Raw genomic sequence first — 22,278 nt, 5'->3', positions numbered from 1 at the left:
TTCCGCCCAGGCCCGGATCAGCCGCAGGCCGGGGTCTGGTAGTCCGCCGAGCGCAGGATGCCGCACAGGTCGGTGCGGGAGATCTTCCACGTGCCGTCGACATCGATGAAGTGCATGACGGTGGTGCGCACGTTCTCCCCGCTGCCGTCCTTGTCCAGGCGCAGGGTCGCGGTCAGGGTGCCGTCGTGGTTGTCGAACACCGGGTCCACCACCCCGTACACCGCGTTGGGATGTTCGTGCAGCGCCTTGTACATGTCGGGGATGGCCGAGCGGAACGCCGCGCCGTCCTGGATCAGGTTCGTGCGATCACTGTCCGGCAGTGCGGGATCCAGGGCGCGTTTGAGCTGGGTGTCCAGTTGCGCGGCGGTCGGGATCGGCGGCCGGTTCGCCGAACTGGCGGCTGCGGCCTGCGAGGAGGAGGTCAGCGCGGCGTAGGCGGAGGATCGGGCCGCGGCCACCGATGCCTCGTCCGGATCGCTGCTGCACGCCGTGGTCAGCACAGCCAGCGCGGCCACCGCCGCGAGCGCACCGCTGATTCGTACCCGCCGGGACGTTCCTCGCCCTGCCATAGCCATCCTCACGGCCTCGAAGTTAACCGTACTTCTCACTGTCCCACCAGTCCGTCATGCGGATATGCCATCGGCTGCGGTTCGACCCGGCCGAGCGTTCACACCCACCAAGGTAGGTGAACCATCCGGCTCGCGGACGCTCGGGCGGTCCGGCGTGTTCGCGGCCCGGCCGGGCGCGGCCACCGGCGCGGGCGGGCCGGGGCACCGCGATCCGGTGAGCGAGATGCGTTGGGGCCCAGGCGATCACATGCTGTCGATGACCGCGCTCAGGCGCAGCAGCAGCGCGCGCACCGTGGCGGGCTCGCGGCGGGCGTCGGGGATCACCGGCACCGCGGTCGGGATCAGATCGTGCACCAGGGCGATCACGCTGCGCTCGTCGTCCAGGTCGATGTCGGTGACCCGGGCCCGCGCGAGGGCGGTCACATCCTCCGGGCCGGGGACCTGCGTGGGGGTGTCGTTGCGGTAGATCTCGAGGGTCAGTGTGCCGCGCACGGTGCGGAACGCGAACGAGCGTCCGTCCGCAGTGGTGCCGAACCCGTGCGCGAACGCGCCGACGGTGATGTCCTCGACGGAAAAACCGCACGGTGGTTCTGTGCTCAACCGACTCTCCTGATCTGGCCGTATACGCTCGTCCACCGTAACGCCGGGCACCGACGAACCCACACCGACGCGCGCCCGCGACGCGCCCGTCGGCCCGGAACCACCCCGGCGAGCCGGTCCGGTCCGCGATCATGGTCAGATAAGAAAGCCCGCATGAGCGGGCCGGGCCACCCGCGGCGACCACAGGTCACCGCGCACGGTCCGCGGCGGCGCCGACAGCGCACCGGTGGCAGGTGAGAAGGAGTTCGGACTATGCGCGCTCACGGTGTGAGCCGATCGGTGTGTGCGGCGGCGTTGGCGGCGGTCGCGGCGGCGGCACTGCTGAGCGGCTGCGCCAAGCATTCCAGCAGCAGCGACAGCACCCCCTCCGCTGCGCCGGCCAGCGCCGCGACCGCACCGGTCCAGCACACCGCCCCCGCGGGCACGGTCACCGCGTCCGGGCCCCTCGACGCCCTGCTCGCCGAACCCGCCACCGGAGATCTGGTGCTGCTGGACGGCGACGGCGTCACCGTGCACATCCAGGACCCCACCGGCGCGGCACCCGAGCGCACCCTCACCCTGCCCGCGCGCACGAACGCGCTCGTGCCCGGACCGGCCGGACAGGTCCTGGCCGCGGCCGGACGCACGGTGCTGCACATCGACGTGGCCGCGGGCACCGTGCACGCGACCGCGGTGGACGGGCAGGTCCGTTCGGTCGCCCAGCGTCCCGACGGCACCGAGGCCGTCGCCCTGGCCGAGGGCCGGGTGCTGATCCTGGCCGCGGACGGGCACGTGGTGCACACGATCAACGGGATGAGCGGCGAGCAGATCGTCGCGCCCGGCAACGCGGTCGTGGTGCTCGACCGCGCTCAGACCACCCTGACCCAGGCCGATATCGCCCGCGCGCGCCCCGGACTGGCCCTGCGCGCCGGACAGGGCGCGACCAACGTCATCACCGATCACTTCGGGCGGATGCTGGTCACCGACACCGCGGGCGGCGCGCTGCTGGTGTACACCGCCGATCCGCTGGTGATGCGTCAGATGTTCCCGCTGGCCTCCGCGCCCTACGCGCTGGCCTATGATCAGCGGTCCGAGACCGTGTGGGTCACCCTCACCGGTAGCAATCAGATCGCCGGGTTCGACCTGTCGACGGGTATACCGGTGGAGGTGGGTCGCTACGCCAGCGTGCGCCAGCCGAACTCGGTGACTGTCGACTCCCGCACCGGCGACCTGTTCGTGGGGTCCGCGACCGGCGACGGTCTGCAGCGGATCGGCGCGGACGAGAGGAAGAGAGGGCAGTGATGGCTCGGGCCTCTGCGCACCGTTCACACGGCAGGCGGTCGATTCCGGCGAGCTGGGAGGAGCTCAGCGACGACGGGGAATGGGAGTACATACCGTTGCGATTACCCCCGGAGGTCAATCGGGTGACCGCATCGATCCGGCTGTCCATCCACGCCGAGTACGGCGGCTGGGAACTCTCGCGGGTCCGCGCGTACACCGACGGCAGCCGCCGCGTGCTACTGCGGCGGCGCAAGACCTCCCTCCCGGCGCCGGAACCGGGGATGTGAGCCGCATGTATTCGCTGTTGCTGCGCTTGATGTTCCTGCTACCTCCCGAACGAATCCACCACCTGGCGTTCGCCGCGATGCGCCTGGCGACCAGCTTCGCACCCACTCGCGCGATCCTGGCCCGCCTGGCGGTCACCGACGATCCGATCCTGGCCACCACCGCGTTCGGGGTGCGGTTCCCCGCACCGGTGGGATTGGCTGCCGGGTTCGACAAGAACGCCGAGGGCGTGAACGCTTGGGGCCCACTGGGTTTCGGTTTCGCGGAGGTCGGCACGGTCACCGCGCGGGCGCAGCCGGGCAACCCGGCCCCACGGCTGTTCCGGCTGCCCGCGGACCGGGGGCTGATCAACCGGATGGGGTTCAACAACGAGGGTGCGGCCGCGGCGGCACAGCGACTGCGCGACCGGCGCCCCGGCGGTGTGCCGATCGGCGCGAACATCGGCAAGACCAAGATCGTGCCCGCCGAACAGGCCGCGCAGGACTACGTCACCAGCGCCCGGCTGCTGGGCCCGCTCGCGGATTTCGTCGTGGTCAACGTCAGCTCCCCCAACACCCCGGGCCTGCGCGACCTGCAAGCGGTCGAATCACTGCGCCCGCTGCTGGCCGCGGTCCTGGAGTGCCTCGCCGAGGGCAGCGATGCACGTCGCGTGCCGGTACTGGTGAAGATCGCCCCTGATCTGTCCGACGAGGACATCGACGCGGTCGCGGATCTGGCCGTGGAACTCGGCCTGGCCGGGATCGTCGCCGCCAACACCACCGTCGGGCGCGAGGGCCTGCACACCCCCGCCGATCAGGTCGCCGCGATGGGTGCGGGCGGGCTGTCGGGCCCGCCGGTCGCCGAGCGCGCCCTCGAGGTGCTGCGCCGGCTGTACGCGCGGGTCGGCGACCGGCTGGTGCTGATCTCGGTCGGCGGAATCGAAACCGCCGACCATGCCTACGAACGCATCCTGGCCGGTGCGACCCTGCTGCAGGGCTACACCGGATTCATCTACGGCGGGCCGCTGTGGACTCGCCACCTGCATCGCGGCCTGGCCGCGCGGCTGCGCGCGGACGGCTACACCGCCATCGCCGACGCGGTCGGCGCGGGCCACTCCTGACCCTGGACCGACCGCACAGGCCCCGCGTGGCAGGCCTGCTCACAGGCTCGGCGTCATCCACCCCGACAACACCGGTTCGGTCTCGCGCGGGGTGCGCCCGCCCGAATGCCGCCGCAGCCGCTCGAGCATCCGGCGCGCCAGCAGCAGCACCGCGTGCTCGTAGCGCACACCGAGGGTGGCCGAATGCACCGACACCTGGCGATGCGCCTCCATGTCGTGCACCACGGCCGGGTCGCTGAGCAGCTCGTCCAACTCCATGCCCGCGCGGGCCTGTTCGAAGGTGAGCCGGTGATCGGGCAGCCAGCTCAGCCGCCAGACCGCCGCGCCCACAGCGACCACCCGCCACGCGTGCTCGGGTGTGCGATCGCTGATCATCGCCCAGGGGGTCGTCTCGATGGTCACGAGTTCTCCTCTCGTGTGCCGCCGGGCAGTCGGGATGCTGCACCGGAAAAGGGCCTACTCACGCGATCGGCCGCAAGCGCCGAGAACGTGCTGTGTAGGTGATCGTCTGGCCGGACGCGCGGGCCCGGCATTGCTCGTGCGCGGTCAATGAATCCACAGATGGGCACCGACCGCGGCCACGTCGGACTCGCCGTCGACCCGGATCGACCGTCGCCGGCGGATACACCGCCTGGGTCGAATCGCTCCCAGCATGATGACCTCCCCGGAGCAGGGGCGCTCGAGATCGTCGATTTCATTATGGCACTTGCCGTTCCACAGCGACAAATGTCGGGATAAGTTGGGAATTGCCGGAATTGATGGTCGATAAACCGGCAATCGCCGGTTTGTCGGTCTCGCATCCGATCCGGCGATCAGCGCACCGGAACGGAGGTGGTCGGTCCCATGGCCGGAAACGACGCGGCGATCGAGGCCGTGCGCAATGTGCTGTCCCGGCTGCGCAAACGCCGCGGCCTGCGCTCGAATCGCTTGGACAGCACCGAGATCGACGCCGCGGCCCTGCTGGATCTGCGCGTCGTCGCACAGCACGCGGACCGCCTCGGGCTGCGCCACCAGGACGCGGTGGCGCCGGTCCTGCGCGAGATGGTCCGGCGCATGCCCGCCACCGACCGTCTCATCGCCGACGCCGAACTGGCCCTGGGCCTGCTCGATGACACCCGCTCCGCACAGATCGACCCCGAGCGCCTCTACGCCGAGGATCTCGGCGCGCGCCGGGAATACCTGTGCCAGCAGTGGCGGCCCCTGCACGAAGCGGTCCAGGCCGAGACCATCCCGCCCGCACCGACACTCAGCCAGTTACGCCGAACCCCCGAGCACCGCGCCTTCACCGAACTCGCGCGCCTGCTGGTGGACGGCACCACCTACGGATCACACCCGGCCGACACCACCGCGGCCACCGGCGACCAGGTCCGCGGCCGAGTCACCGTCGTGGGCGACGCGGTGATCGACCACCTCTACCGCGTCGAGCGCATCCCCCAGGCGCACAGCACCGCCACCGGCAGTTTCATCGCCCACCCCGGCGGCAAGGGCCTGGCACGCGCGGTAGCGCTCGCGCGCCTGGGGCTCGAGGTGCACCTGATGGCCGCGGTCGGCGACGACGAGGCCGGCCGCCAGATCCTGGACTTCCTGCACGACCAGCAGGTCCGCACCGACCTGATCAAGATCGTCCCGAGCACCCCGACCCCGGTCACCGCGGTGATCGTCGCCCCGTCGGGAGAGCAGGCCATCATCGCCTGCAAGGCCGACCCCGCCGTCCTGACCGCCGAGGATCTCAACTCCCCCGCCACGCACCGGACGCTGCGCAGCGCGGATGCGGTGCTGATGAGTTTCGAACAACCCGTGCCCATCCTGGAACACGTCCTGGCCACCGTCGGCGCACTCGAACCACGCCCCACCCTGATCGTGCACGCCGCGCCCCCGGTGACCCGCCCCGAACGGCTCTACCCGCATCTGCGCGTGGTGGACTACCTCATCGGCAGCAGCGACGAGCTGCGCATGCTTACCGGCACCGCCGAGGCGGCCTGGCAATTGCGCATGCACGGTGTGGAAACCGTCTGCAGCATCGACGATTTCGGCTGTTCGGTACGTTCGGACCGGTTGAACGTGGACATCCCCCCATTTCCCGCACTGCTCACCGGCTCGCCCGGTGCTCATGCCGCATTCTCCGCCGCGCTGGCGTATCGTCTGCTGCGGTCGCGGCACCCCGCCGATACGGGCGACTTCACCTGGGCGACAGCCGCGATGGTAGCCACACAGTCGCTCGATGATGTTCCCAGTGCCATGCCGCCGGCCGACCGGATCGACCACATCGTGAAACTCGCTTCGGAGGAACGTTGACCACTGTCCTGCCCCCGCCCATCGGATCCCCCGCGGACACCGAGCACACCTTCAGCCGCGGGGGCCGCGAACTGCCGTTACAGGTGCACGAGATCGGCGGCGTCACCGACCACGGCCACCTCCTGGTATTCGGCCGACCGGCCGAGAACTGCCTGGTTCGCATCCATTCCCGCTGCCTGTACGGGGAGTCGCTGCGCTCGGACGACTGCGACTGCGGCCCCGAGCTGGACAAATCCCTGGACATGATCCAGGGCGCCGGGGCGGGCGTGCTGGTCTACCTCGAACAGGAGGGCCGTGGCCTGGGCCTGCTGGCCAAGGCCCGCGGCTACCGGCACAGCGAACAATGCGGCACCGACACCTTCACCAGCTACGAGGCGCTGGGCTATCCCGCAGATGCGCGCAGCTACACCGGCGCGGCGCAAAGCCTGTACAAGCTGCTGGTCACCCTCGGAATCGGCCGGATCCAACTGCTCACCAACAACCCGGCCAAGGCCGCCGCGGTCACCGGCACCGGCCTCACCGTCACCGTCGTGCCCCTGCGCACCACCGCCCTGAGCGAACGCGCCAGCGACTACCTCGACGCCAAACGCCGCCACCGCCACCACTGGATCCCCACCGACGACGCACCCTGGGCGCCGGACCTGGCCTGAACGTTCGCCTCGGCAGCGTTCGTGCGGAGCGAACGTCCGAGGCCACCGATGGTGCTGACGCGCGTGTGACGTCGCGTTCGGCGATCGTGCGATAACCCTGCGAGCGACGTCATGGCCGATACCATGAGTGAGCCGCGTCACTCGGTGACGTGACGCCGGAGTCGCGATCGGCCATGTGATCACCGACACCCTGTGGGTCGAGCTCGTTGCGCACACCGTGCGGAGCGTCGCCCCGGCTCGGCCCGCACGAGGTATCGGGACAGGGATATGAGCACTCAGATCAGCTACACACATCAGTCCGGCGCGGCGGTGCGCACCGTGCCGCAGGCGTTCCAGGAAACCCTGCGGCTGCGCCCGCATCAGGTGGCCCTGCGCACGGTCGGCGGGACCGTGCAGATCACCTGGGCCGACTACGATCGCCGGGTCCGCGCGATCGCGGCCGGACTGGCCGGACTCGGTGTGCGCCACGGCGATACGGTCGGCATCATGCTCACCAACCGGCCCGAATTCAATCTGGCCGACACCGCGGTACTGCATGTGGGCGCGACACCGTTCTCGGTGTACAACACCAGCTCACCCGAGCAGATCGCACACGTGTTCACCAACGCGGGCAACACGATCGTCATCACCGAACGCGCATTCCTGGACGCGGTGCGCGGTTCGGGCATCGAACTCGAGCACATCGTGCTGGTCGACAGTGCCGCCGAGGGCACCGTGCCGCTCAGCGAGGTCGAGTCGAATCCCGCGCCCGATTTCGACTTCGACGCCGCCTGGCGCGCGGTGCAGCCGCAGGATCTGGCCACCCTGATCTACACCTCCGGCACCACCGGACCGTCCAAGGGCGTGGAACTCACGCACGAGAACGTCATCGCCCAGATCACCGGGCTGCAGGGCCCGATGCGGGTCGGCCCGGACGACCGCGCCGTCTCCTACCTCCCCTCCGCGCACGTCGCGGACCGGATCTCCGGGCACTGCATGAACCTTTTCACCGGCATCACGATCACCTGCGTCCCCGACGCCCGCGAGATCGCCGCCGCACTGCCCGACGCCCGTCCCACCACCTTCTTCGGCGTCCCCCGGGTGTGGCAGAAGATCAAAGCCGGCATCGATGCCACGCTCGCCGCCGAACCGAGCCCGCTGCGCACGGCACTGGCAGGCTGGGCGATCGGCGTCGGAATCGCCCACGCGCGAGCACGATTGGCTCGCAAGGGCGTGAATCCGACTCTGGCGGTGCAACATCGGATCGCCGACGCACTGGTGCTGTCCACCCTGCGCCGCGCACTCGGCCTGGACGAATTGCGTGTCGCGTCCTCCGGCGCGGCGGCCATCCCGCCCGAAACGCTGGAATACCTTCTGGGACTGGGTTTCACGGTCACCGAAGTGTGGGGCATGTCCGAAACCAGCGGCGTGGGCACCTACACCGAACTCGACGCACCCCGGCCCGGCTCGGTGGGCCGGGTCATGGACGGGATGCAGGTACGCCTCAGCGATGACGGTGAGCTGCTGATCCGCGGACCCATCGTCACCCACGGCTACCGCGGCATGCCGGACAAGACCGCCGAAGCGCTCGATGCCGAAGGCTGGCTGCACACCGGCGATATCGCCACCATCGCCGAGGACGGCTACGTCACGATCGTGGACCGTAAGAAGGAACTGCTCATCACCGCGGCGGGAAAGAACATCTCCCCCACCAACATCGAGAACGCCATCGCTTCGGCGTCCTCGCTCATCGCGCAGGCCGTGGCCATCGGCGATGCGAAACCGTACGTCAGCGCGCTGATCGTGCTCGACCCCGACACCGCCGCGCTGCGCGCCAAGACATTCGGCACACCCGAAGCCGGACTCGCCGAACTGTGCGCGCACCCGCAGATCCTCGCCGAGGTCCGCACCGCGGTCGAATCCGGCAACACCCGACTCGCGCGCGTCGAACAGATCAAACGGTTCCGGATCGTGCCCCGCGCCTGGGAACCCGGCGGCGAGGAGATCACCCCCACCCTCAAACTCAAACGCGCACCCATCGCCGCGAAATACGCCGCCGAGATCACCGCGCTGTATGCCGATCCGGTCCCTGACGGAGTCGTCAGCCTCGGATAACGATCTACGGCCGCGTCCCGGGGCGAATCCCGTTGCGGCCCCGACACCTCCGCCGTCGACCCACGCATCACCCGAGCCGACAGCGCGGAACAGGTGCGGCCGGGCCTGGTTGCTTCGTGATATCGGCCCCAGCAGGCGACATTTGCGCCCAACGCATCCGATGCTCAGCGCTGAGCACGCGAAATGCACTGTGGCCCCGGACAATACGTCCGGGGCCACACTATCGAGCCGGAATCAGCCCTTGACTTCGAACGTCGCGACGATCTGCGCGCGACCGATGGCGTGCGAGAACAGGTTGAAGCCCAGGAACGCAGGAGTCGCGTCCGCGCCCACGCCCAGGCTCTCCACGTCCACCGCGTGCACGGTGATGAAATACCGGTGGTAGCCGTGCCCGGGCGGGGGTCCCGCGCCGACGAATCCGGGGAAACCGCCGTCGTTGTTCAACTGCACTGCTCCGGCGGGCAGCGTGCCGCCCGAGCTGCCTGCGCCGCCCTCCAGCGAGGTGACCGTGACCGGGATATCGGCCACGGCCCAGTGCCAGAACCCCGATGCGGTCGGAGCGTCCGGATCGAACACGGTCACCGCGAAGCTCTTGGTCTCGGCCGGGAAACCCGACCACGACAGCTGCGGGGACACATCCTTACCGCCGGGCACACCGAACGCGCCACTGGCCTGCTCGATGGCGAACGCGCTGCCGTCACTCACATCGGCCGAGGTCAGCTCGAACGTCGGCAGTTGCGGCAGCGACGCGTACGGGTTGTAGGAATAGTCGGGCACGGGGCCGTCCTTTCGTCGTCGAGATCCACACCGGGCCTTCGGGCCCGGCGTCACGCTCGGATCGTCAGCTGTTCAGCAGGAAGTGTTCCAAAACCTTGGTGCCGAACTCCAGTGCGGTCACCGGAACCCGCTCGTCCACGCCGTGGAACAGCGCCGAGAAGTCCAGCTCGGGCGGCAACTGCAGCGGCGCGAAACCGAAGCAGCGAATTCCCAAGCGCGCGAACGCCTTCGCGTCGGTGCCGCCGGAGAGCATATACGGCACCGTGCGACCGTTCGGGTCGTGGGCCAGCACCGCGGCGTTCATCGCATCGACCAGATGCCCGTCGAACGTGGTTTCGTAGGAGTCGAGTTTGGTGATCCACTCGCGCTCCACATCCGGGCCGATCAGCTCGTCGACCTCCCGTTCGAACGCGGCCTGCCGGCCCGGCACCACCCGGCAATCCACGACTGCCTCCGCGGTCTGCGGAATGACGTTGGCCTTGTATCCGGCCTGCAGCATCGTCGGATTGGCGGTATCGCGCAGGGTCGCGCCGATGATGCGCGAGATCGTGCCCAGCTTGGCCAACTGGCCCTCGATATCGGGGCTGTCGGGATCGAACTGCAGACCGGACTCCTCCGACACCGCGGCCAGGAATTCCGCGACCGAATCCGAGAGCACCAGCGGGAAGGTGTGTTTGCCCAGCCGCGCGACCGCATCGGCCAGGATCGTGACCGCGTTGTCCTCGTGCAGGAACGACCCGTGCCCGGCACGAGCCTTGGCGCGCAACCGCATCCAGCCCAGCCCCTTCTCCGCGGTCTCCACCAGATACAGCCGCCGCTCGGTGCCGTCCGGGCGCGGCACGGTCAACGAGAACCCGCCCACCTCGCCGACCGCCTCGGTGACGCCCTCGAACAGGTCGGGCCGATTATCCGCCAGCCACTGCGAGCCCCAGCGGCCGCCGTTCTCCTCATCGGCCAGGAACGCGAACACCAGATCCCGGGGCGGGACCGTGCCCTCGATCTTCAACTGCCGCGCCACGGCCAGCGTCATGCCGACCATATCCTTCATATCGATCGCGCCGCGGCCCCACACATACCCGTCGCGCACCGCACCGGAGAACGGATGCACACTCCAGTCCGAAGCCTCCGCGGGCACCACATCCAGATGCCCGTGGATCATCAGCGCACCCCGGCTCGGATCCGCACCCCGCAGACGAGCGAAGACGTTACCGCGGCCCGGCGCACCCGATTCCACGTATTCGGTGGTGTAACCGGCCTGCTGCAACTGATCGGCCACCCATTCCGCGCATTCGCGTTCCCCCTTGGTCGTGGCCAGATCCCCGGTATTGGAGGTGTCGAACCGGATCAGCGCACTGACCAGATCCACCACCTCCGATACCGCGCGGGAGGTCGATTCCGATCGCATATCTTCACCAGTTGCGGACACGTACCCCTTCCTACCATTGCCCCAGCTCTCATCCACGCTTTGCCCGCAGCCCGCGCGTAATCCCGTGCGCCCCGGATGCGGTAGTCGCCTCTCTCCAGGCACGGCAGTCCCCGCGACCATTCCGCGCCCGGTGCATTTGGTCTACGTATTGAATTGCGCTGCAACGAGATTGCCGCTCCGGCGATCTTCGGGAACCCGACCGATTCGAATCGCGGCGGTTGCACGCACGGTGCGTCGCGGGTTGCGGGCTGCTCGCCCCGCCGGGGGACGCGGTATCCCTCGCTCGCGGGACGATCGGGCTGTGGCCTGCGGGTATCGTCCCTGGCGTGTTTACCGGATCGGTGTATCCGCATCGCGGGCGGCTGCCGCGCCTGTTCGCCTCGGCGCGCGATGTGGGCTCGGCCGAGGGCGGTGACCTGGCCGGGGTGCTGCGATCGCTGTCGCGGCAGTCGATGCTCGTCGCCGTCGCCACCGCGATCCTGGACACGGTGATCCTGGCGCTGTCGGGAATCTTCGCCGTGGCGCCGGTGCCCGCGATCGTGGTGACCGTGCTGATCGTGGCCGCCGATCTGGCCTTCGCCGCCGCACCCCGCACCGCCGGGGTGGTGGCCGTCGCGCAGGTGGTGCTGCGGTTGGCCGGTGCAGTGGTGCTGCACGGGCACGGGCTGCCGGTGCGTGTCGGCGATGTGGGATTCCTCATCGCCGGATACCGGGCCGGTGCCTGGCTGTCGGGCCGCGCCTCGCTGATCATCGTGCCGCTGCTGGGCCTGGGCGCGTGCGGCAGCGCGCTGATCGCCGACAGTCCGGCCATGCACGACTGGCGGCGACTCGCCGTGACCGCGGTATCGACCGGCGTGCTGCCGTGGCTGGTCGGGCGATACACCACCGCCCGCGGCGCGTACATCGCCGAACTCGAACAGCGCGAACGACTTCGGCGCCAAGAACAGCGCGCCGCGCTGGACCGGGCCCTGTCCGACGAACGTGAGGCGATCGCCCGCGACCTGCACGACGTGATCTCCCACCACGTCAGCGCCATCGGCATCCACGCCGGCGCGGCGCGGCTGGCGCTCGCGCCCGGTGCGGCCCCGGACGATCCGGCGACCAGATCTCTGGCCGCGGTGGAAGCCAGCAGTCGCGCGGCCATGGTGGATCTGCGCCGCCAACTCGATCTGCTGCACGGCCGTGACGAGGCCGGACGCCGCCAGCCCGGACTCGCCGACATCGAGGAACTGGCCGCGCACGTGCGCGCCGCCGGCCTGGACCTCGAGATCCACACCCACGGCTCGGACACGCCGCTGCCCGAATCCCTGGACGTGACGGTGTACCGGATCGTGCAGGAGATGCTCACCAACGCGCTGCGGCACGGCGAGGGCTGCGCCGACCTCACGGTGCACGAAAGCGGCGATCGCGTACTGATCACCGAGACCAATCCGGTCGCCGCACAACCCGATACGACACATTCCCTGCACCGCGGCCTGGACGGGATCCGCCGACGCGCCGAATTGTTCGGCGGCACGGTCGATTACGGGCTCGACGACGAGAATCGTTGGCGCATCACGGTATCGCTACCCCTGGGAGGCACATGAACACCCCGATCCGCGTCCTGATCGCCGACGACCACGCCATGTTCCGATCCGGGCTGCGCGCGGTGGTGCAGGCGCATCCGGAGACCGAATGCGTCGCCGACGTCGGGGACGGCCGCTCGGCCGTGGCCGAGGTGTCCCGGCTGCGCCCCGATGTGGCGATCCTGGACGTGCGCATGCCCAAACTCGACGGTCTGGCCGCCACCGAGGCGATCGTCGCGGCCGGGGGCACCCGGGTGCTGGTGCTGACCACCTACGACAGCGAAGCGAGCCTGGCGCGCGCGTTGCAGGCCGGGGCCAGCGGATTCCTGCTCAAGACGCTGCCGCCAGAGGAATTGATCGCCGCGGTGCGCATCGCCGCGCGCGGTGACGCGGTGATCGACCCGTCGATGACGCGGCGTCTGGCCGGGCGGTTCGCCGGAACGCTCACCGATCGCGCCGAACCACCCGAGATGGCCACGCTCACCGGCCGGGAGAAAGAGGTTCTGCTCCTTCTGGCCGATGCGCGCAGCAACAGCGAGATCGCCGCGGCACTGCATGTCGGTGAGGAGACGGTCAAGACGCACGTGTCCCGGGTTCTGGCCAAACTCGGTGTGCGCGACCGGATTCACGCGGTGGTGTACGCCCATCAGCACGGGTTGGTGCGACCCGAGGCCTGATGCCCCGGCTCGCGCGATTGCAGTGGGATAGCCCACAGTAATTCGCGATCTGCTACCAAGCAAATGCTTGTCTTGCTACCGTCGCTGGTGCAGGAGGACGGACGCGGCGATCGACGACGATCGCGCAACGCGCCGAACCGGACCGCGCGATACGCGGCCCATCGGGGACTATCAACGGGGATGTGACCGAGGGCAGATCACTGCCGCTCGACGAAGTCCGGTGCCCACGCGCACCACGGACACGACGTCGACGCGCACACGATGCTGCCGTGCTCCTGGCGACCCGACAGACAGGAAGGCACATGAACATCCCCGCACCGATGCCCGACCTCGACCATCCGCTGATTCCCGTCGCGCGGGCGTACACCAAGTACTTCACCCCGCGCGTCACCGGACTCGAGAACCTGCCCACCGCGGGCGCGGCCCTGATCATCGGCAACCACTCCTCGATCTACTGGGCCCCCGAGGTGTGGATCACCTTCATGACCATGCTCGATCATCGCCGCGGCGAGCCCAGTTTCGGTGTCGCGCACGACATCCTGTTGCGCACACCGATTCTGCGCGACAGCCTGCAGAGCCTCGGCGTGCTGCCCGCCTGTCGGGAGGCGGCCACCAACGCGGTCAAGGACGGCGGGGCGGTCCTGGTGTATCCCGGCGGCGACTGGGAGGCGTGCCGCCCGTGGACCGAGCGCGGCAAGGTCGATTTCGCCGGACGCTGCGGATTCGTGCGACTGGCCCTGGAACTGGGCATCCCGGTGATCCCCGCGGTCGCCAACGGCGGCCACGACGCGATCTTCGTACTCAGTCGCGGCGAACGCACCGCGCGACTGCTCGGACTGGACAAACTGTTGCGCGCCAAGGTTTTCCCCTACACCGTGGGCCTGCCCTTCGGTGTCGCGCCGGTCCTGCCGCAGGTGCCGCTCCCGGCCTCGGTGCAGGTGAGCTTCCTGCCGCCGCTGCAATGGTCCACCGAGCCGGGCGACCACTGCGACACCGCCACGGTCGAGCGTTGCTACGAGCACACCCTGTCCACCATGCAGACCGAACTGGACCGGTTGCGCGCCGAGACACCCAATCCGGTCACCACCGGCATCCGCACTCATCTCGCCGGGCTGCCGGGTCCGTTGTCCGCGCTGGCCGAACTGCTCTGACCCGCCGGGGATCGTTCAGCCGCGCCCGAGATAGGGCATCCCGGTCGCCATCACCGTCAAGAACGGCACAGCGGTGTTCAGCGGAAGGTCGATCGTCTGCACGAGAAGCCGAGCCACATCGGCCGCGTCGATGGTCGGCTCGGGCCGCACGGTGCCATCGGCCTGCAGCGCACCGGCGGCGATTCCCGCGGTCAGATCGGTGGCCGCATTGCCGATATCGATCTGACCGACCGCGATGCCGTGGGCGCGGCCCTCGAGGGCCAGCGCCTTGGTCAGCCCGGTCACCGCGTGCTTACTCGCGGTGTAGGCCACCGCGTACGGGCGCGGCACGTGCGCGGAGATCGAGCCGTTGTTGATGATCCGCCCGCCGGCCGGGTCCTGGCGGCGCATCAACCCGAACGCGGCTTGTGCGCACAGGAACGACCCGGTCAGATTCGTGTCGATCACCTGACGCCACTGCTCATGCTCGACCTGCTCGATCGGCTGGGACGGCCCGAACAGTCCGGCATTGTTGATCAGCACGTCGAGCCGGGACCAACGCCGTTCGATGTGCTCGAACAGTTCCCGCACCGAGTCGGCATCGGTGACATCGGCGGTGACAGCCTCGGCCGACCCGGGATCCGGTGCGGCCGAGACGGTCTGCGCGAGTGTCGCGGCCGTGCGACCGGCGGCGACGACATGATGCCCCGCCGCGCTGAGCGCGACGGTGATCGCGCGGCCCAGGCCGGTCCCGGCGCCGGTGACGAGAACGATCTTGCGCTCGGACACGAGATCAGCCCGACGCCCGTGCGGACACCGCCGGCTCCGGTTCGGCCTGCTCGCCCTCGGAGCCGGAAACCTCCGGCAAAGCGGGCGTGGGCAGCTCGTCCGGCAGGCTCCGATCGCCTCCGGTCGCCTTGCGCACCAGCCAGCGCAGCCCGCGGGACAACCCCACCAGAATCACCGCCAGCACCGCGGTGCCCACCGCGGCACGCAGCCAGTACGCCGGACCGACCGGCGCCATCCCCATGTCCGCGCGCAATCCGCTCTGCCAGTGTGTGGCGTTCACCGTCGCGGCGATCACCGCGAACCCGCACACCAGAAGCACCGGCACCCGATGCTGCCCCCAGCGCTTCTCCACATCGATATCGCGCCGCCGCAACAGGATTCGCCCCAGTCCGGCGATCCCGATGGCGAGGGCGGCCAGAACGCCGGTGAGCACCGCCTGGGTTGCCGAAGTCCGCGGCAGCACCGCGGGCAGCAACGAGACGACCGTGGCGATCGTCACCGCCGCGATGGTGCCCACCCGGGGACGGATGCGGTTCATCGCGCCACCACCCTCCGGCTCCGGCGGCGATATCCGATCGCGGCCACCGCCAGCAGTACCAGCGCGCCGATCACCGTCACCGCGGCCGGGCCGCCCATGTGCCAGAGCTGATGATCGAAGGTCTTACCGGACAGCTGCGTGCCGAATATGTACTCCGGTTCGGGCGTGGCGTAGTTCTGTCGACGGGAATTGAGGTCCACGCCGGTGGTGGCCACGGTCGCCATCAGCTCGCAGCCGGTCTCGGAGACGCTGTCCACCCGCGATTGGCAGGCTGCGTGGATGCGCTGCTGGAACACCGCGTCGATGGCCTGACGGCCCCACGCGCCCAGCGGCTGATGGCGGTGTTCGGCATAACGCAGCACGTCGTACCCCAGATCGTGGGCACGGCAGGCGGACAGGAACTCCGCAGGCAACTGGATCGGGGACGAGCACGCCCCGCCCGGGTCGACGAGCAGATGGTTCTCCACCACCGGCCGGTACCCCGCGCCTTCGGCGAAATCGGCCGGCAGACGCACGTCCCACGGATGCGCACCGATCAGATCGGTCACCGCCGCACGCGCCGCGCGGTTCTCCGAGCCCGGATTGTTCACCGACGCCGAGGCGTGCATGGCCGGGGCGAACGCCAGGGTGACCGTGGCGGTGAGCAATGCCATCATCATCGAGCCGAGCAGGCGACGCACATCCCGCGAACGAACCCGCCGTAACGAGGTGTATCTGCGCACAATGTGTGCGCCTCGCGGCGTGGGCGGGGCGGTGGGAGTCGGGTCCGGCGGGACGCCCGGTCGGGCCGGTGTTACATCACTCACGGTGTCCGAAGGTATGCGATAGGCGCGGAGAAGTGTAGTCGAGCGCGGTTCGCGCACTCGATATCACGACAAATGCCTCGTCAACGGGTTCGCATCGAGTGCGGCTACACAGAAGGTGTGCGACCGGCCGACTCGTCGCAGTAATCAATTCCATGGCGTCAGGACGACTTTGGCCGTAGCGCCGTCAGCAACGTCGCGGTACGCTTCCTGCCCCTCGAGCAGCGGACGTTCCACGATCCCGGCAGGTGCTCGCAGACCGCCGGACTCGAACAACCCGGCCAGGGTCCGCAGCGCCCCGGCGGTGCGAACCGTGTCGTGCAGCAGCGAATTGACCCCGATCAGGGTTCCGCCGCGCCGGTACAGATCCAGCACCGGGACACGTTCGTGCCCGTCCGGCGGTGCCGCGATCACCGCGGTGCGACCACCCGCGGCGAGCGCGGGAATCGTTGCGGGCAAATGGAATCCGCTGGTGTCGAAGATCGCCTCGGCGCCGTCGGCGAACCGGTCGCGCACCTGCGCGGTGAAGTCCTCGCGCTCGGCGAACACGAACGCGTCCGCACCCCGCTCGCGCAGCGCGGCCGCCTGCTCCGCACGCCGCACCGCGACACTCGCCCGTGCACCGCGAGCGAGCGCCAGCGCATACGCCGCCGAACCCACCGCACCGAATCCGATGATCACCGTCGGCGTGCCGGGCCCGACCAGACTGCGGTCCAGCGCCTCGAGCGCGGTCACATAGGGCACCGGAACCGCCGCGGCCTCGGCGAAGGACAGGTTCTCCGGCAACCGGGTCACCCCGTCCGCGGGCAGCGTCACGTACTGCGCATGCGTGCCGTCGCGCAGGAATCCCGGTTCGCGGCCACTCGCCCACACCCGGGCCCCGAGAAGTCCGCCCGGTCCCTGGACGACCTCACCGGCCACATCGCGACCGGGAATCCGCGGCAGGGTCGTATACGGGAATCTGCCCAGGACGTTCTTCACATCGCTCGGGTTGAGCCCGGCCGCATGCACCCGGACGAGCACTTCGCCGGACTCGTGCGTCGGCGTGGGCGTCTCCACCAGCTGCAGTGCATCCAGGGAGCCGAACCGATCGAACCGCAGGGCCTTCATCCGGCCATCGTAGGAGGCCGCCGATCAGCCTTCCGGAGGACCCGCAGGTGTGGCGCCGGGTGCACTCGCGCACGGTGTGCCACGAGCCCTCGGGCGCCGAGCCGGGTGATGATGTCCATCGAGACGGTCGGTGAGCGCGGAGCTCGCACCGGAAAGGCGGGGTCATGGGTTCGGTGCACATTCTGTCGCATCCGCTGTCCACGACCAGGGTGTCGGTGTTCCCCGGTGATCCGCCGCCGCGCCTGGACACCGTGTGCACCCTCGCCGAGGACGGCTACTACCTGCGAACGGTGACCGTCGGCGAGCACACCGGCACGCACTGGGGAGCCCCCGCGCACTTCACCGCCGGGGCCGCGGCGGCACACGAGCTGCTCGCCGAGGATTTCGTCCTTCCCGGAGTGGTGATCGATATCGCCGAGCGGGCCGCCGCCGAACACGACTACGCGGTCACGGTCGCCGATCTGATCGAATGGCAGGACCGGAATGGGCCGTTCCCGGTCGAGGCCGCGGTGCTGCTGCACACCGGGTGGGATATCCGCTGGGGCACGGACGATTTCGCCAACCACGGCCCGGACGGGCGGATGCACCATCCGGGATTCTCGGTCGAGGCGGTGCACTGGCTGCTCGACCACAGCGTCCTGGGGCACCGGGGCGCACTGGGCACCGACGCGTTCAGCCCGGACCTCGGCGTGGACGACACCTTCGCGGTGTCCAGACTCCTGTATCGCGAGCATCGGCTGAGTCTGGAGATCCTGACCGGTCTGGCCGGCCTGCCGACGCGGGGTTTCACCGTCGTGGTCGGCGGTTTCGTCAGCGAACACGGCTCGGGCTCACCCGCGACCATCTACGCCCTCGTGGACGAGACCGGTCACCGGCACGAATAGCCGATCTCACGCGCAGTGGATCAGGAACTTCGCCACGGCGGTGTCGGCGGGTTTCACATCGACCTGAGCGTTCGCCACGGCATCGGGCGAACATCCGGACGGCACGGAGGTCACAATGGCGTGGTAGCACCCCGGCGGGAAACTGTGACTGGCGGCGCCGTCGTTGCCGGTGGTCAACGTCGCCGAGGCGTCGTTCCCCGAACACCGGGTGACCCGCACCGCGACCATCGGGACCGGGAAGCGCTCGGTGCCGGTTCCGGCCTGCACCTTCACCGTCCCCTGCGGTGCGGTGGGTGTGGACGGCGCGGAGGAACCGCCCGGCGACGCGGAACACCCCGCGGCGGGCAGCGTGAGCAGGATCGCGGCCAGTGCGGACAGCGCGAACAACATGCGGCGCACCCGGACTCCTTCCGATCGGTCGGCCGGGCGAGCCTCGTCGCCCGGCCCAACTCTATGTCCTCACCGCGCCCACTTCCCGGCATGACACCACCCCTCGGCGTGCCCGCACGGAAAGCTCCGCTCCTGACTCGGGAAGTATCCGCGGGCCTCGGTGAGACGCTACGTGAATTCTCGACCGAACATTTTGTCCGGTGTTACACCACATCCCGATAGTCGTTCTGCCACAGCCCCATTCGGAATGTTGCAGCCGAAATAACCGAAAGGGGAATCGGTATTTTCCACCGGTGGTCGTATGCGAGAGTGGACGCGCCGCGACGCGCGGCAACGAATCGCCCAGCCGAAAATGGAGATATCGAATTGACACCCGGAGACGCGATGCGGGTGGCCGCACTCGCAGTTGTCACCACCCTCACCGCTGCTGTCGTGACGACGGCCACCGGAACCACCGCATCGGCTGCCGGGCCGGTGGATCCGATCACCTCCTCCGGGCGGCCCGCGGCCACCGCGAAAGCATCCGACGGCTCGACCGTCACGAAGCTGACCGTGCACGACGCACGGCACCTGACCCTGCAGGTGTATTCCACCGCGATGGGCCGTGACATCGCCGTCGACGTGCAACGTCCCGCCGACAGCTCGACACCGCGACCGGTGCTGTACCTGCTCAACGGCTCGGGCGGCGGCACCGACGGTGACAGCTGGGCCACCATGACCCACGTCCTGCAATTCCTCACGGACAAGAACGTCAACGTGGTGCAGCCGCTCGGCGGCGCGTGGAGCGTGTACACCGACTGGATCAAGGACGATCCGAAGCTGGGCCGCAACAAGTGGACGACCTTCTTCACCCGCGAACTTCCGCCGCTGATCGACGCCGCCCTGGCCACCGACGGCCGCAACGCCATCGCAGGCCTGTCGATGGCCGGTGAATCGGTGCTGGCGCTGTCCATCGCGAAACCGGGCCTGTACCGCAGCATCGCCTCCTACAGCGGCTGCGCGCAGACCAGCGATCCGCTCGGCCAGCGCGAGATCAAGACGATGGTCGAGTTCTGGGGCCACGGAAACCCGGCGAACATGTGGGGCCCGGACGACAGCCCGCTGTGGGCGGCCAACGACCCGTACGTGCACGCCGAGCAGCTGCGCGGGGTGAAGCTGTTCATCTCCGCCGGAAACGGACTGCCCGGACCGCACGACACCCTGGACAGCCCGTACCTGACCTACGGATTCAGCCGCACCCCCGACACGCTGGCCAATCAGATCCTGCTCGGCGGCCTGATCGAGGCCGGGGTGAACGCCTGCACCCACCACCTCCAGGAACGCCTGAACCAGCTCGGCATCCCCGCCACCTACGACTACACCCCGACCGGAACCCACTCGTGGGGTTACTGGCAGGACTCCTTCGTGAAGTCCTGGCCGGTGCTCGCTTCCGGACTGGGCATCTGACCGGGCGCCCCCACTGCCCGCAACTCGGGCAAATTGCCCGCATCCGATGCTCCCGACCGCGTGACTTCGGCTCGTTACCGCGTCTATCCTCGCGGTGTGTCGTTACACAGCCCGGCGCTCGGTGATGTTCAATCGGTGCCGTTGCAGTTCCAGCGAACGAGTGAAAGGTAGTAGACATGGCACTTCCAACCATGACGGCCGAGCAACGCTCCGAGGCGCTGGCGAAGGCTGCCGCCGTCCGCAAGGCTCGGTCGGAGCTGATCGAACAGATCCGCAAGGGATCGGTGTCGCTGTCCCAGGTGCTCGAACGGGCCGACAAGGAAGATCTCGTGAAGAAGACGAAGGTCGCCGCGGTCATCAAGGCACTGCCGGGCATCGGACCGGTCAAAGCCGCCAAGCTGATGGACGAGGCGGAGATCCCCGCCGACCGTCGCATCGGCGGCCTCGGCTCGCGCCAGCGCGCCGCCCTGCTCGAGGCGATCAAGAACTGATCCCGGCGGCGCTCAGCATCGAACAGCCCCGCGACCTGCACAAACCCCTGTGATTTGGTCCACGCGGACTGATCCGATAACCTTGCTGAGCACCACCGGTCCGGGTGGCGGAATGGCAGACGCGCTAGCTTGAGGTGCTAGTGTCCTATTAACGGACGTGGGGGTTCAAGTCCCCCTCCGGACACAGTTCGAAACGAAAGCCGTTGCATCGCAACGGCTTTCGTCATTTCTGGGTACAACCTCCGACCGAACCGCGAGCCGGGCAGTTCGAGCCGAGCCCTTCCGGCAATGACCGGAGCGCCTCACCCGCTCGCAGCGTGAATACGACCCAACTCAGCCTCGACCACGGCCGCAGGCCCCGCTGAACCTGCCAATCAGACACTCCCCTGACGGCTGATCAGGACGTCGCCTAGCTCGTCGAACCCGTTCACGAGTAGGTCGCAGACGACCGAGTTCGGGTCCTCGGGCTGTTTGTGCGGTCCTTTCTCGCGGCTTCGGCGCACGTATGCCGTCCGCATGCCGATGGCACGGGCACCGTCGAGATCCCAGCCATGGGCTGCGACCATGAGCAATTCGTGCGGTTGACGATCGAGTAGGTCGACCGCGGTTCGGTACACCGCGGGCTCCGGCTTGTACTGCCGTGGGATCTGCGCGGACAGAACGCAATCGAACGGCAAGCCGGCGTTCTTGATGAGAGCCGTCGTTTGGGCGAAGCCGCCGTTGGACAGCGCCACAACCGTGTAATGCTCGCGGAGACGGGTGAGCCCGTCCTGGACATCGGGCCATGCCGGCAGGCGATGCCATGTCTTCACGAACGCATCGCGGACATCCGGCGAGAGCTCCACGGCCCCACCGATCTTCGCGAGCACACGGTCGAGTCCCTCGGCGTGCAGGACGTCGAGGAGCGCGAACTCTCGACGCCCGCGCCGGACAGCATCGAGGGCGTCGAAGAAGTCCGCGCGCCACAAATCGGTGACCACAACAGGATCCACGCTCAGGCCATGCTTTTCGATGAGGACGCCGAGTTGGTCGGTTACTCCGGTCCACCAGTCGAACGTCGTGCCGAAGATGTCGAAGACCAGCGCCTTGATAGCACGGGGTTCGAACTCCATGATCCCCTCCAGGAGGCAAGTCAGTGCTGAGAGTTGTCGGCATCGCTTCTATTCGGCGATCAATATCGTCACCAACCACGAAGCCACCATCGACAAGGCACATTCTCCACTGGTCGATGCAGTCCGCGAGATCAGCACATTCACCGCAGTCGCTCTGGGTGTGGCTCGGTCACCATGGAGGGTCCTCGCAGACCAGCCCGATCCGCTGGATCTCGAGACTGACCACGCACAGGCGGCCGAGCAGCTCGAATTTCATTGCCCGACAACGACAATTCCGAACAGAGTGGC

Annotated in this window: 23 protein-coding genes and 1 tRNA gene; 13 read left to right on the top strand and 11 right to left on the bottom strand. The window is 68.8% G+C overall.

Going from position 1 to position 22,278, the window contains the following annotated elements:
* Nucleotides 1-17: 17 nt before the first annotated feature.
* Both ON40_RS12655 and ON40_RS12650 read right to left on the bottom strand, forming a co-directional pair.
* Nucleotides 18-569 (bottom strand): WKL family lipoprotein, encoded by a 552-nt coding sequence (locus tag ON40_RS12655; protein WP_083895603.1) that lies wholly within the window; start codon nucleotides 567-569, stop codon nucleotides 18-20.
* 243 nt (nucleotides 570-812) lie between these two features.
* The gene (locus ON40_RS12650; protein ID WP_040822060.1) at nucleotides 813-1,169 is read right to left on the bottom strand and encodes a hypothetical protein; all 357 of its coding nucleotides are present in this window, start codon (nucleotides 1,167-1,169) and stop codon (nucleotides 813-815) included.
* A gap of 252 nt (nucleotides 1,170-1,421) precedes the next feature.
* Between ON40_RS12650 and ON40_RS12645 the strand changes: the two genes are divergently transcribed.
* From ON40_RS12645 to ON40_RS12635, 3 genes are read left to right on the top strand one after another with little or no spacing between them, the layout of a single operon-like run.
* A complete protein-coding gene (locus ON40_RS12645) occupies nucleotides 1,422-2,450 on the top strand; it encodes a hypothetical protein (protein ID WP_083895602.1) in 1,029 nt (342 codons plus the stop codon).
* Nucleotides 2,450-2,716, top strand: coding sequence for a DUF5703 family protein (locus ON40_RS12640; RefSeq protein ID WP_040822058.1), 267 nt, complete (start codon nucleotides 2,450-2,452; stop codon nucleotides 2,714-2,716). The genes ON40_RS12645 and ON40_RS12640 overlap by 1 nt, the downstream gene beginning before the upstream one ends.
* A gap of 5 nt (nucleotides 2,717-2,721) precedes the next feature.
* Complete coding sequence (locus ON40_RS12635; protein ID WP_040822056.1) at nucleotides 2,722-3,813, top strand: quinone-dependent dihydroorotate dehydrogenase; 1,092 nt, start codon at nucleotides 2,722-2,724, stop codon at nucleotides 3,811-3,813.
* Between the two features lie 39 nt (nucleotides 3,814-3,852).
* Here ON40_RS12635 and ON40_RS12630 read toward each other — a convergent pair whose 3' ends face one another.
* On the bottom strand, nucleotides 3,853-4,215 hold the full coding sequence (locus ON40_RS12630) for a hypothetical protein (protein ID WP_040822055.1): 363 nt from the start codon (nucleotides 4,213-4,215) through the stop codon (nucleotides 3,853-3,855).
* 441 nt (nucleotides 4,216-4,656) lie between these two features.
* Here ON40_RS12630 and ON40_RS12620 point away from each other — a divergent pair, with 441 nt between their 5' ends.
* From ON40_RS12620 to ON40_RS12610, 3 genes are all read left to right on the top strand, one after another.
* Nucleotides 4,657-6,108 (top strand): PfkB family carbohydrate kinase, encoded by a 1,452-nt coding sequence (locus tag ON40_RS12620; protein WP_040822449.1) that lies wholly within the window; start codon nucleotides 4,657-4,659, stop codon nucleotides 6,106-6,108.
* Nucleotides 6,105-6,758, top strand: coding sequence for a GTP cyclohydrolase II (locus tag ON40_RS12615; protein WP_051193036.1), 654 nt, complete (start codon nucleotides 6,105-6,107; stop codon nucleotides 6,756-6,758). Before ON40_RS12620 ends, ON40_RS12615 begins: the two co-directional genes overlap by 4 nt.
* Nucleotides 6,759-7,025: 267 nt before the next feature.
* Nucleotides 7,026-8,852, top strand: coding sequence for an AMP-dependent synthetase/ligase (locus ON40_RS12610; RefSeq protein ID WP_040822051.1), 1,827 nt, complete (start codon nucleotides 7,026-7,028; stop codon nucleotides 8,850-8,852).
* A gap of 234 nt (nucleotides 8,853-9,086) precedes the next feature.
* On the opposite strand, the gene ON40_RS12605 is transcribed toward ON40_RS12610, so the two are convergent.
* Together ON40_RS12605 and ON40_RS12600 are read right to left on the bottom strand one after the other, a co-directional pair.
* Nucleotides 9,087-9,629 carry a YbhB/YbcL family Raf kinase inhibitor-like protein gene (locus ON40_RS12605; RefSeq protein WP_040822049.1) on the bottom strand — a complete coding sequence of 181 codons (543 nt, stop codon included), beginning with the start codon at nucleotides 9,627-9,629 and terminating at the stop codon, nucleotides 9,087-9,089.
* A 64-nt stretch (nucleotides 9,630-9,693) separates the two neighbouring features.
* Nucleotides 9,694-11,034, bottom strand: a complete 1,341-nt coding sequence (locus ON40_RS12600) for a M20/M25/M40 family metallo-hydrolase (protein ID WP_040822047.1) — start codon at nucleotides 11,032-11,034, stop codon at nucleotides 9,694-9,696.
* A 347-nt stretch (nucleotides 11,035-11,381) separates the two neighbouring features.
* On the opposite strand from ON40_RS12600, the gene ON40_RS12595 reads away from it, so the two are divergent.
* From ON40_RS12595 to ON40_RS12585, 3 genes are all read left to right on the top strand, one after another.
* Complete coding sequence (locus ON40_RS12595; RefSeq protein WP_245567778.1) at nucleotides 11,382-12,641, top strand: sensor histidine kinase; 1,260 nt, start codon at nucleotides 11,382-11,384, stop codon at nucleotides 12,639-12,641.
* Nucleotides 12,638-13,297: a response regulator gene (locus ON40_RS12590; RefSeq protein WP_040822045.1), complete on the top strand. Its 660-nt coding sequence runs from the start codon at nucleotides 12,638-12,640 to the stop codon at nucleotides 13,295-13,297. The genes ON40_RS12595 and ON40_RS12590 overlap by 4 nt, the downstream gene beginning before the upstream one ends.
* 302 nt (nucleotides 13,298-13,599) lie before the next feature.
* Complete coding sequence (locus tag ON40_RS12585; protein WP_051193035.1) at nucleotides 13,600-14,448, top strand: lysophospholipid acyltransferase family protein; 849 nt, start codon at nucleotides 13,600-13,602, stop codon at nucleotides 14,446-14,448.
* 15 nt (nucleotides 14,449-14,463) lie between these two features.
* On the opposite strand, the gene ON40_RS12580 is transcribed toward ON40_RS12585, so the two are convergent.
* The 4 genes from ON40_RS12580 to ON40_RS12565 all read right to left on the bottom strand — a co-directional run bounded on the left by ON40_RS12580 (nucleotide 14,464) and on the right by ON40_RS12565 (nucleotide 17,667).
* A complete protein-coding gene (locus ON40_RS12580; RefSeq protein WP_040822043.1) occupies nucleotides 14,464-15,216 on the bottom strand; it encodes an SDR family oxidoreductase in 753 nt (250 codons plus the stop codon).
* 4 nt (nucleotides 15,217-15,220) lie between these two features.
* A complete protein-coding gene (locus ON40_RS12575; RefSeq protein ID WP_040822041.1) occupies nucleotides 15,221-15,754 on the bottom strand; it encodes an alpha/beta-hydrolase N-terminal domain-containing protein in 534 nt (177 codons plus the stop codon).
* On the bottom strand, nucleotides 15,751-16,560 hold the full coding sequence (locus tag ON40_RS12570; RefSeq protein ID WP_169541853.1) for a hypothetical protein: 810 nt from the start codon (nucleotides 16,558-16,560) through the stop codon (nucleotides 15,751-15,753). Before ON40_RS12570 ends, ON40_RS12575 begins: the two co-directional genes overlap by 4 nt.
* Nucleotides 16,561-16,704: 144 nt before the next feature.
* Nucleotides 16,705-17,667, bottom strand: a complete 963-nt coding sequence (locus tag ON40_RS12565) for a quinone oxidoreductase family protein (protein WP_040822039.1) — start codon at nucleotides 17,665-17,667, stop codon at nucleotides 16,705-16,707.
* A gap of 164 nt (nucleotides 17,668-17,831) precedes the next feature.
* On the opposite strand from ON40_RS12565, the gene ON40_RS12560 reads away from it, so the two are divergent.
* The gene (locus ON40_RS12560; protein ID WP_051193033.1) at nucleotides 17,832-18,551 is read left to right on the top strand and encodes a cyclase family protein; all 720 of its coding nucleotides are present in this window, start codon (nucleotides 17,832-17,834) and stop codon (nucleotides 18,549-18,551) included.
* Nucleotides 18,552-18,557: 6 nt separating this feature from the next.
* On the opposite strand, the gene ON40_RS12555 is transcribed toward ON40_RS12560, so the two are convergent.
* The gene (locus tag ON40_RS12555; protein WP_157186281.1) at nucleotides 18,558-18,950 is read right to left on the bottom strand and encodes a hypothetical protein; all 393 of its coding nucleotides are present in this window, start codon (nucleotides 18,948-18,950) and stop codon (nucleotides 18,558-18,560) included.
* 375 nt (nucleotides 18,951-19,325) lie between these two features.
* On the opposite strand from ON40_RS12555, the gene ON40_RS12550 reads away from it, so the two are divergent.
* The 3 genes from ON40_RS12550 (at nucleotide 19,326) to ON40_RS12540 (ending at nucleotide 21,062) form a co-directional block, all read left to right on the top strand.
* Nucleotides 19,326-20,387, top strand: a complete 1,062-nt coding sequence (locus tag ON40_RS12550; protein ID WP_040822035.1) for an alpha/beta hydrolase — start codon at nucleotides 19,326-19,328, stop codon at nucleotides 20,385-20,387.
* 176 nt (nucleotides 20,388-20,563) lie between these two features.
* Complete coding sequence (gene mihF / locus ON40_RS12545; RefSeq protein WP_040822033.1) at nucleotides 20,564-20,878, top strand: integration host factor, actinobacterial type; 315 nt, start codon at nucleotides 20,564-20,566, stop codon at nucleotides 20,876-20,878.
* Nucleotides 20,879-20,976: 98 nt separating this feature from the next.
* Nucleotides 20,977-21,062, top strand: a tRNA-Leu gene (locus ON40_RS12540).
* 190 nt (nucleotides 21,063-21,252) lie between these two features.
* Here ON40_RS12540 and ON40_RS12535 read toward each other — a convergent pair.
* Complete coding sequence (locus ON40_RS12535; RefSeq protein WP_040822031.1) at nucleotides 21,253-21,990, bottom strand: haloacid dehalogenase type II; 738 nt, start codon at nucleotides 21,988-21,990, stop codon at nucleotides 21,253-21,255.
* Nucleotides 21,991-22,278 lie beyond the last annotated feature (288 nt).

The organism is Nocardia jiangxiensis NBRC 101359 (assembly GCF_000308615.1).
GTDB classification, from domain to species: Bacteria; Actinomycetota; Actinomycetes; order Mycobacteriales; family Mycobacteriaceae; genus Nocardia; species Nocardia jiangxiensis.
This window is presented reverse-complemented; position numbering and strand designations above follow the sequence as displayed.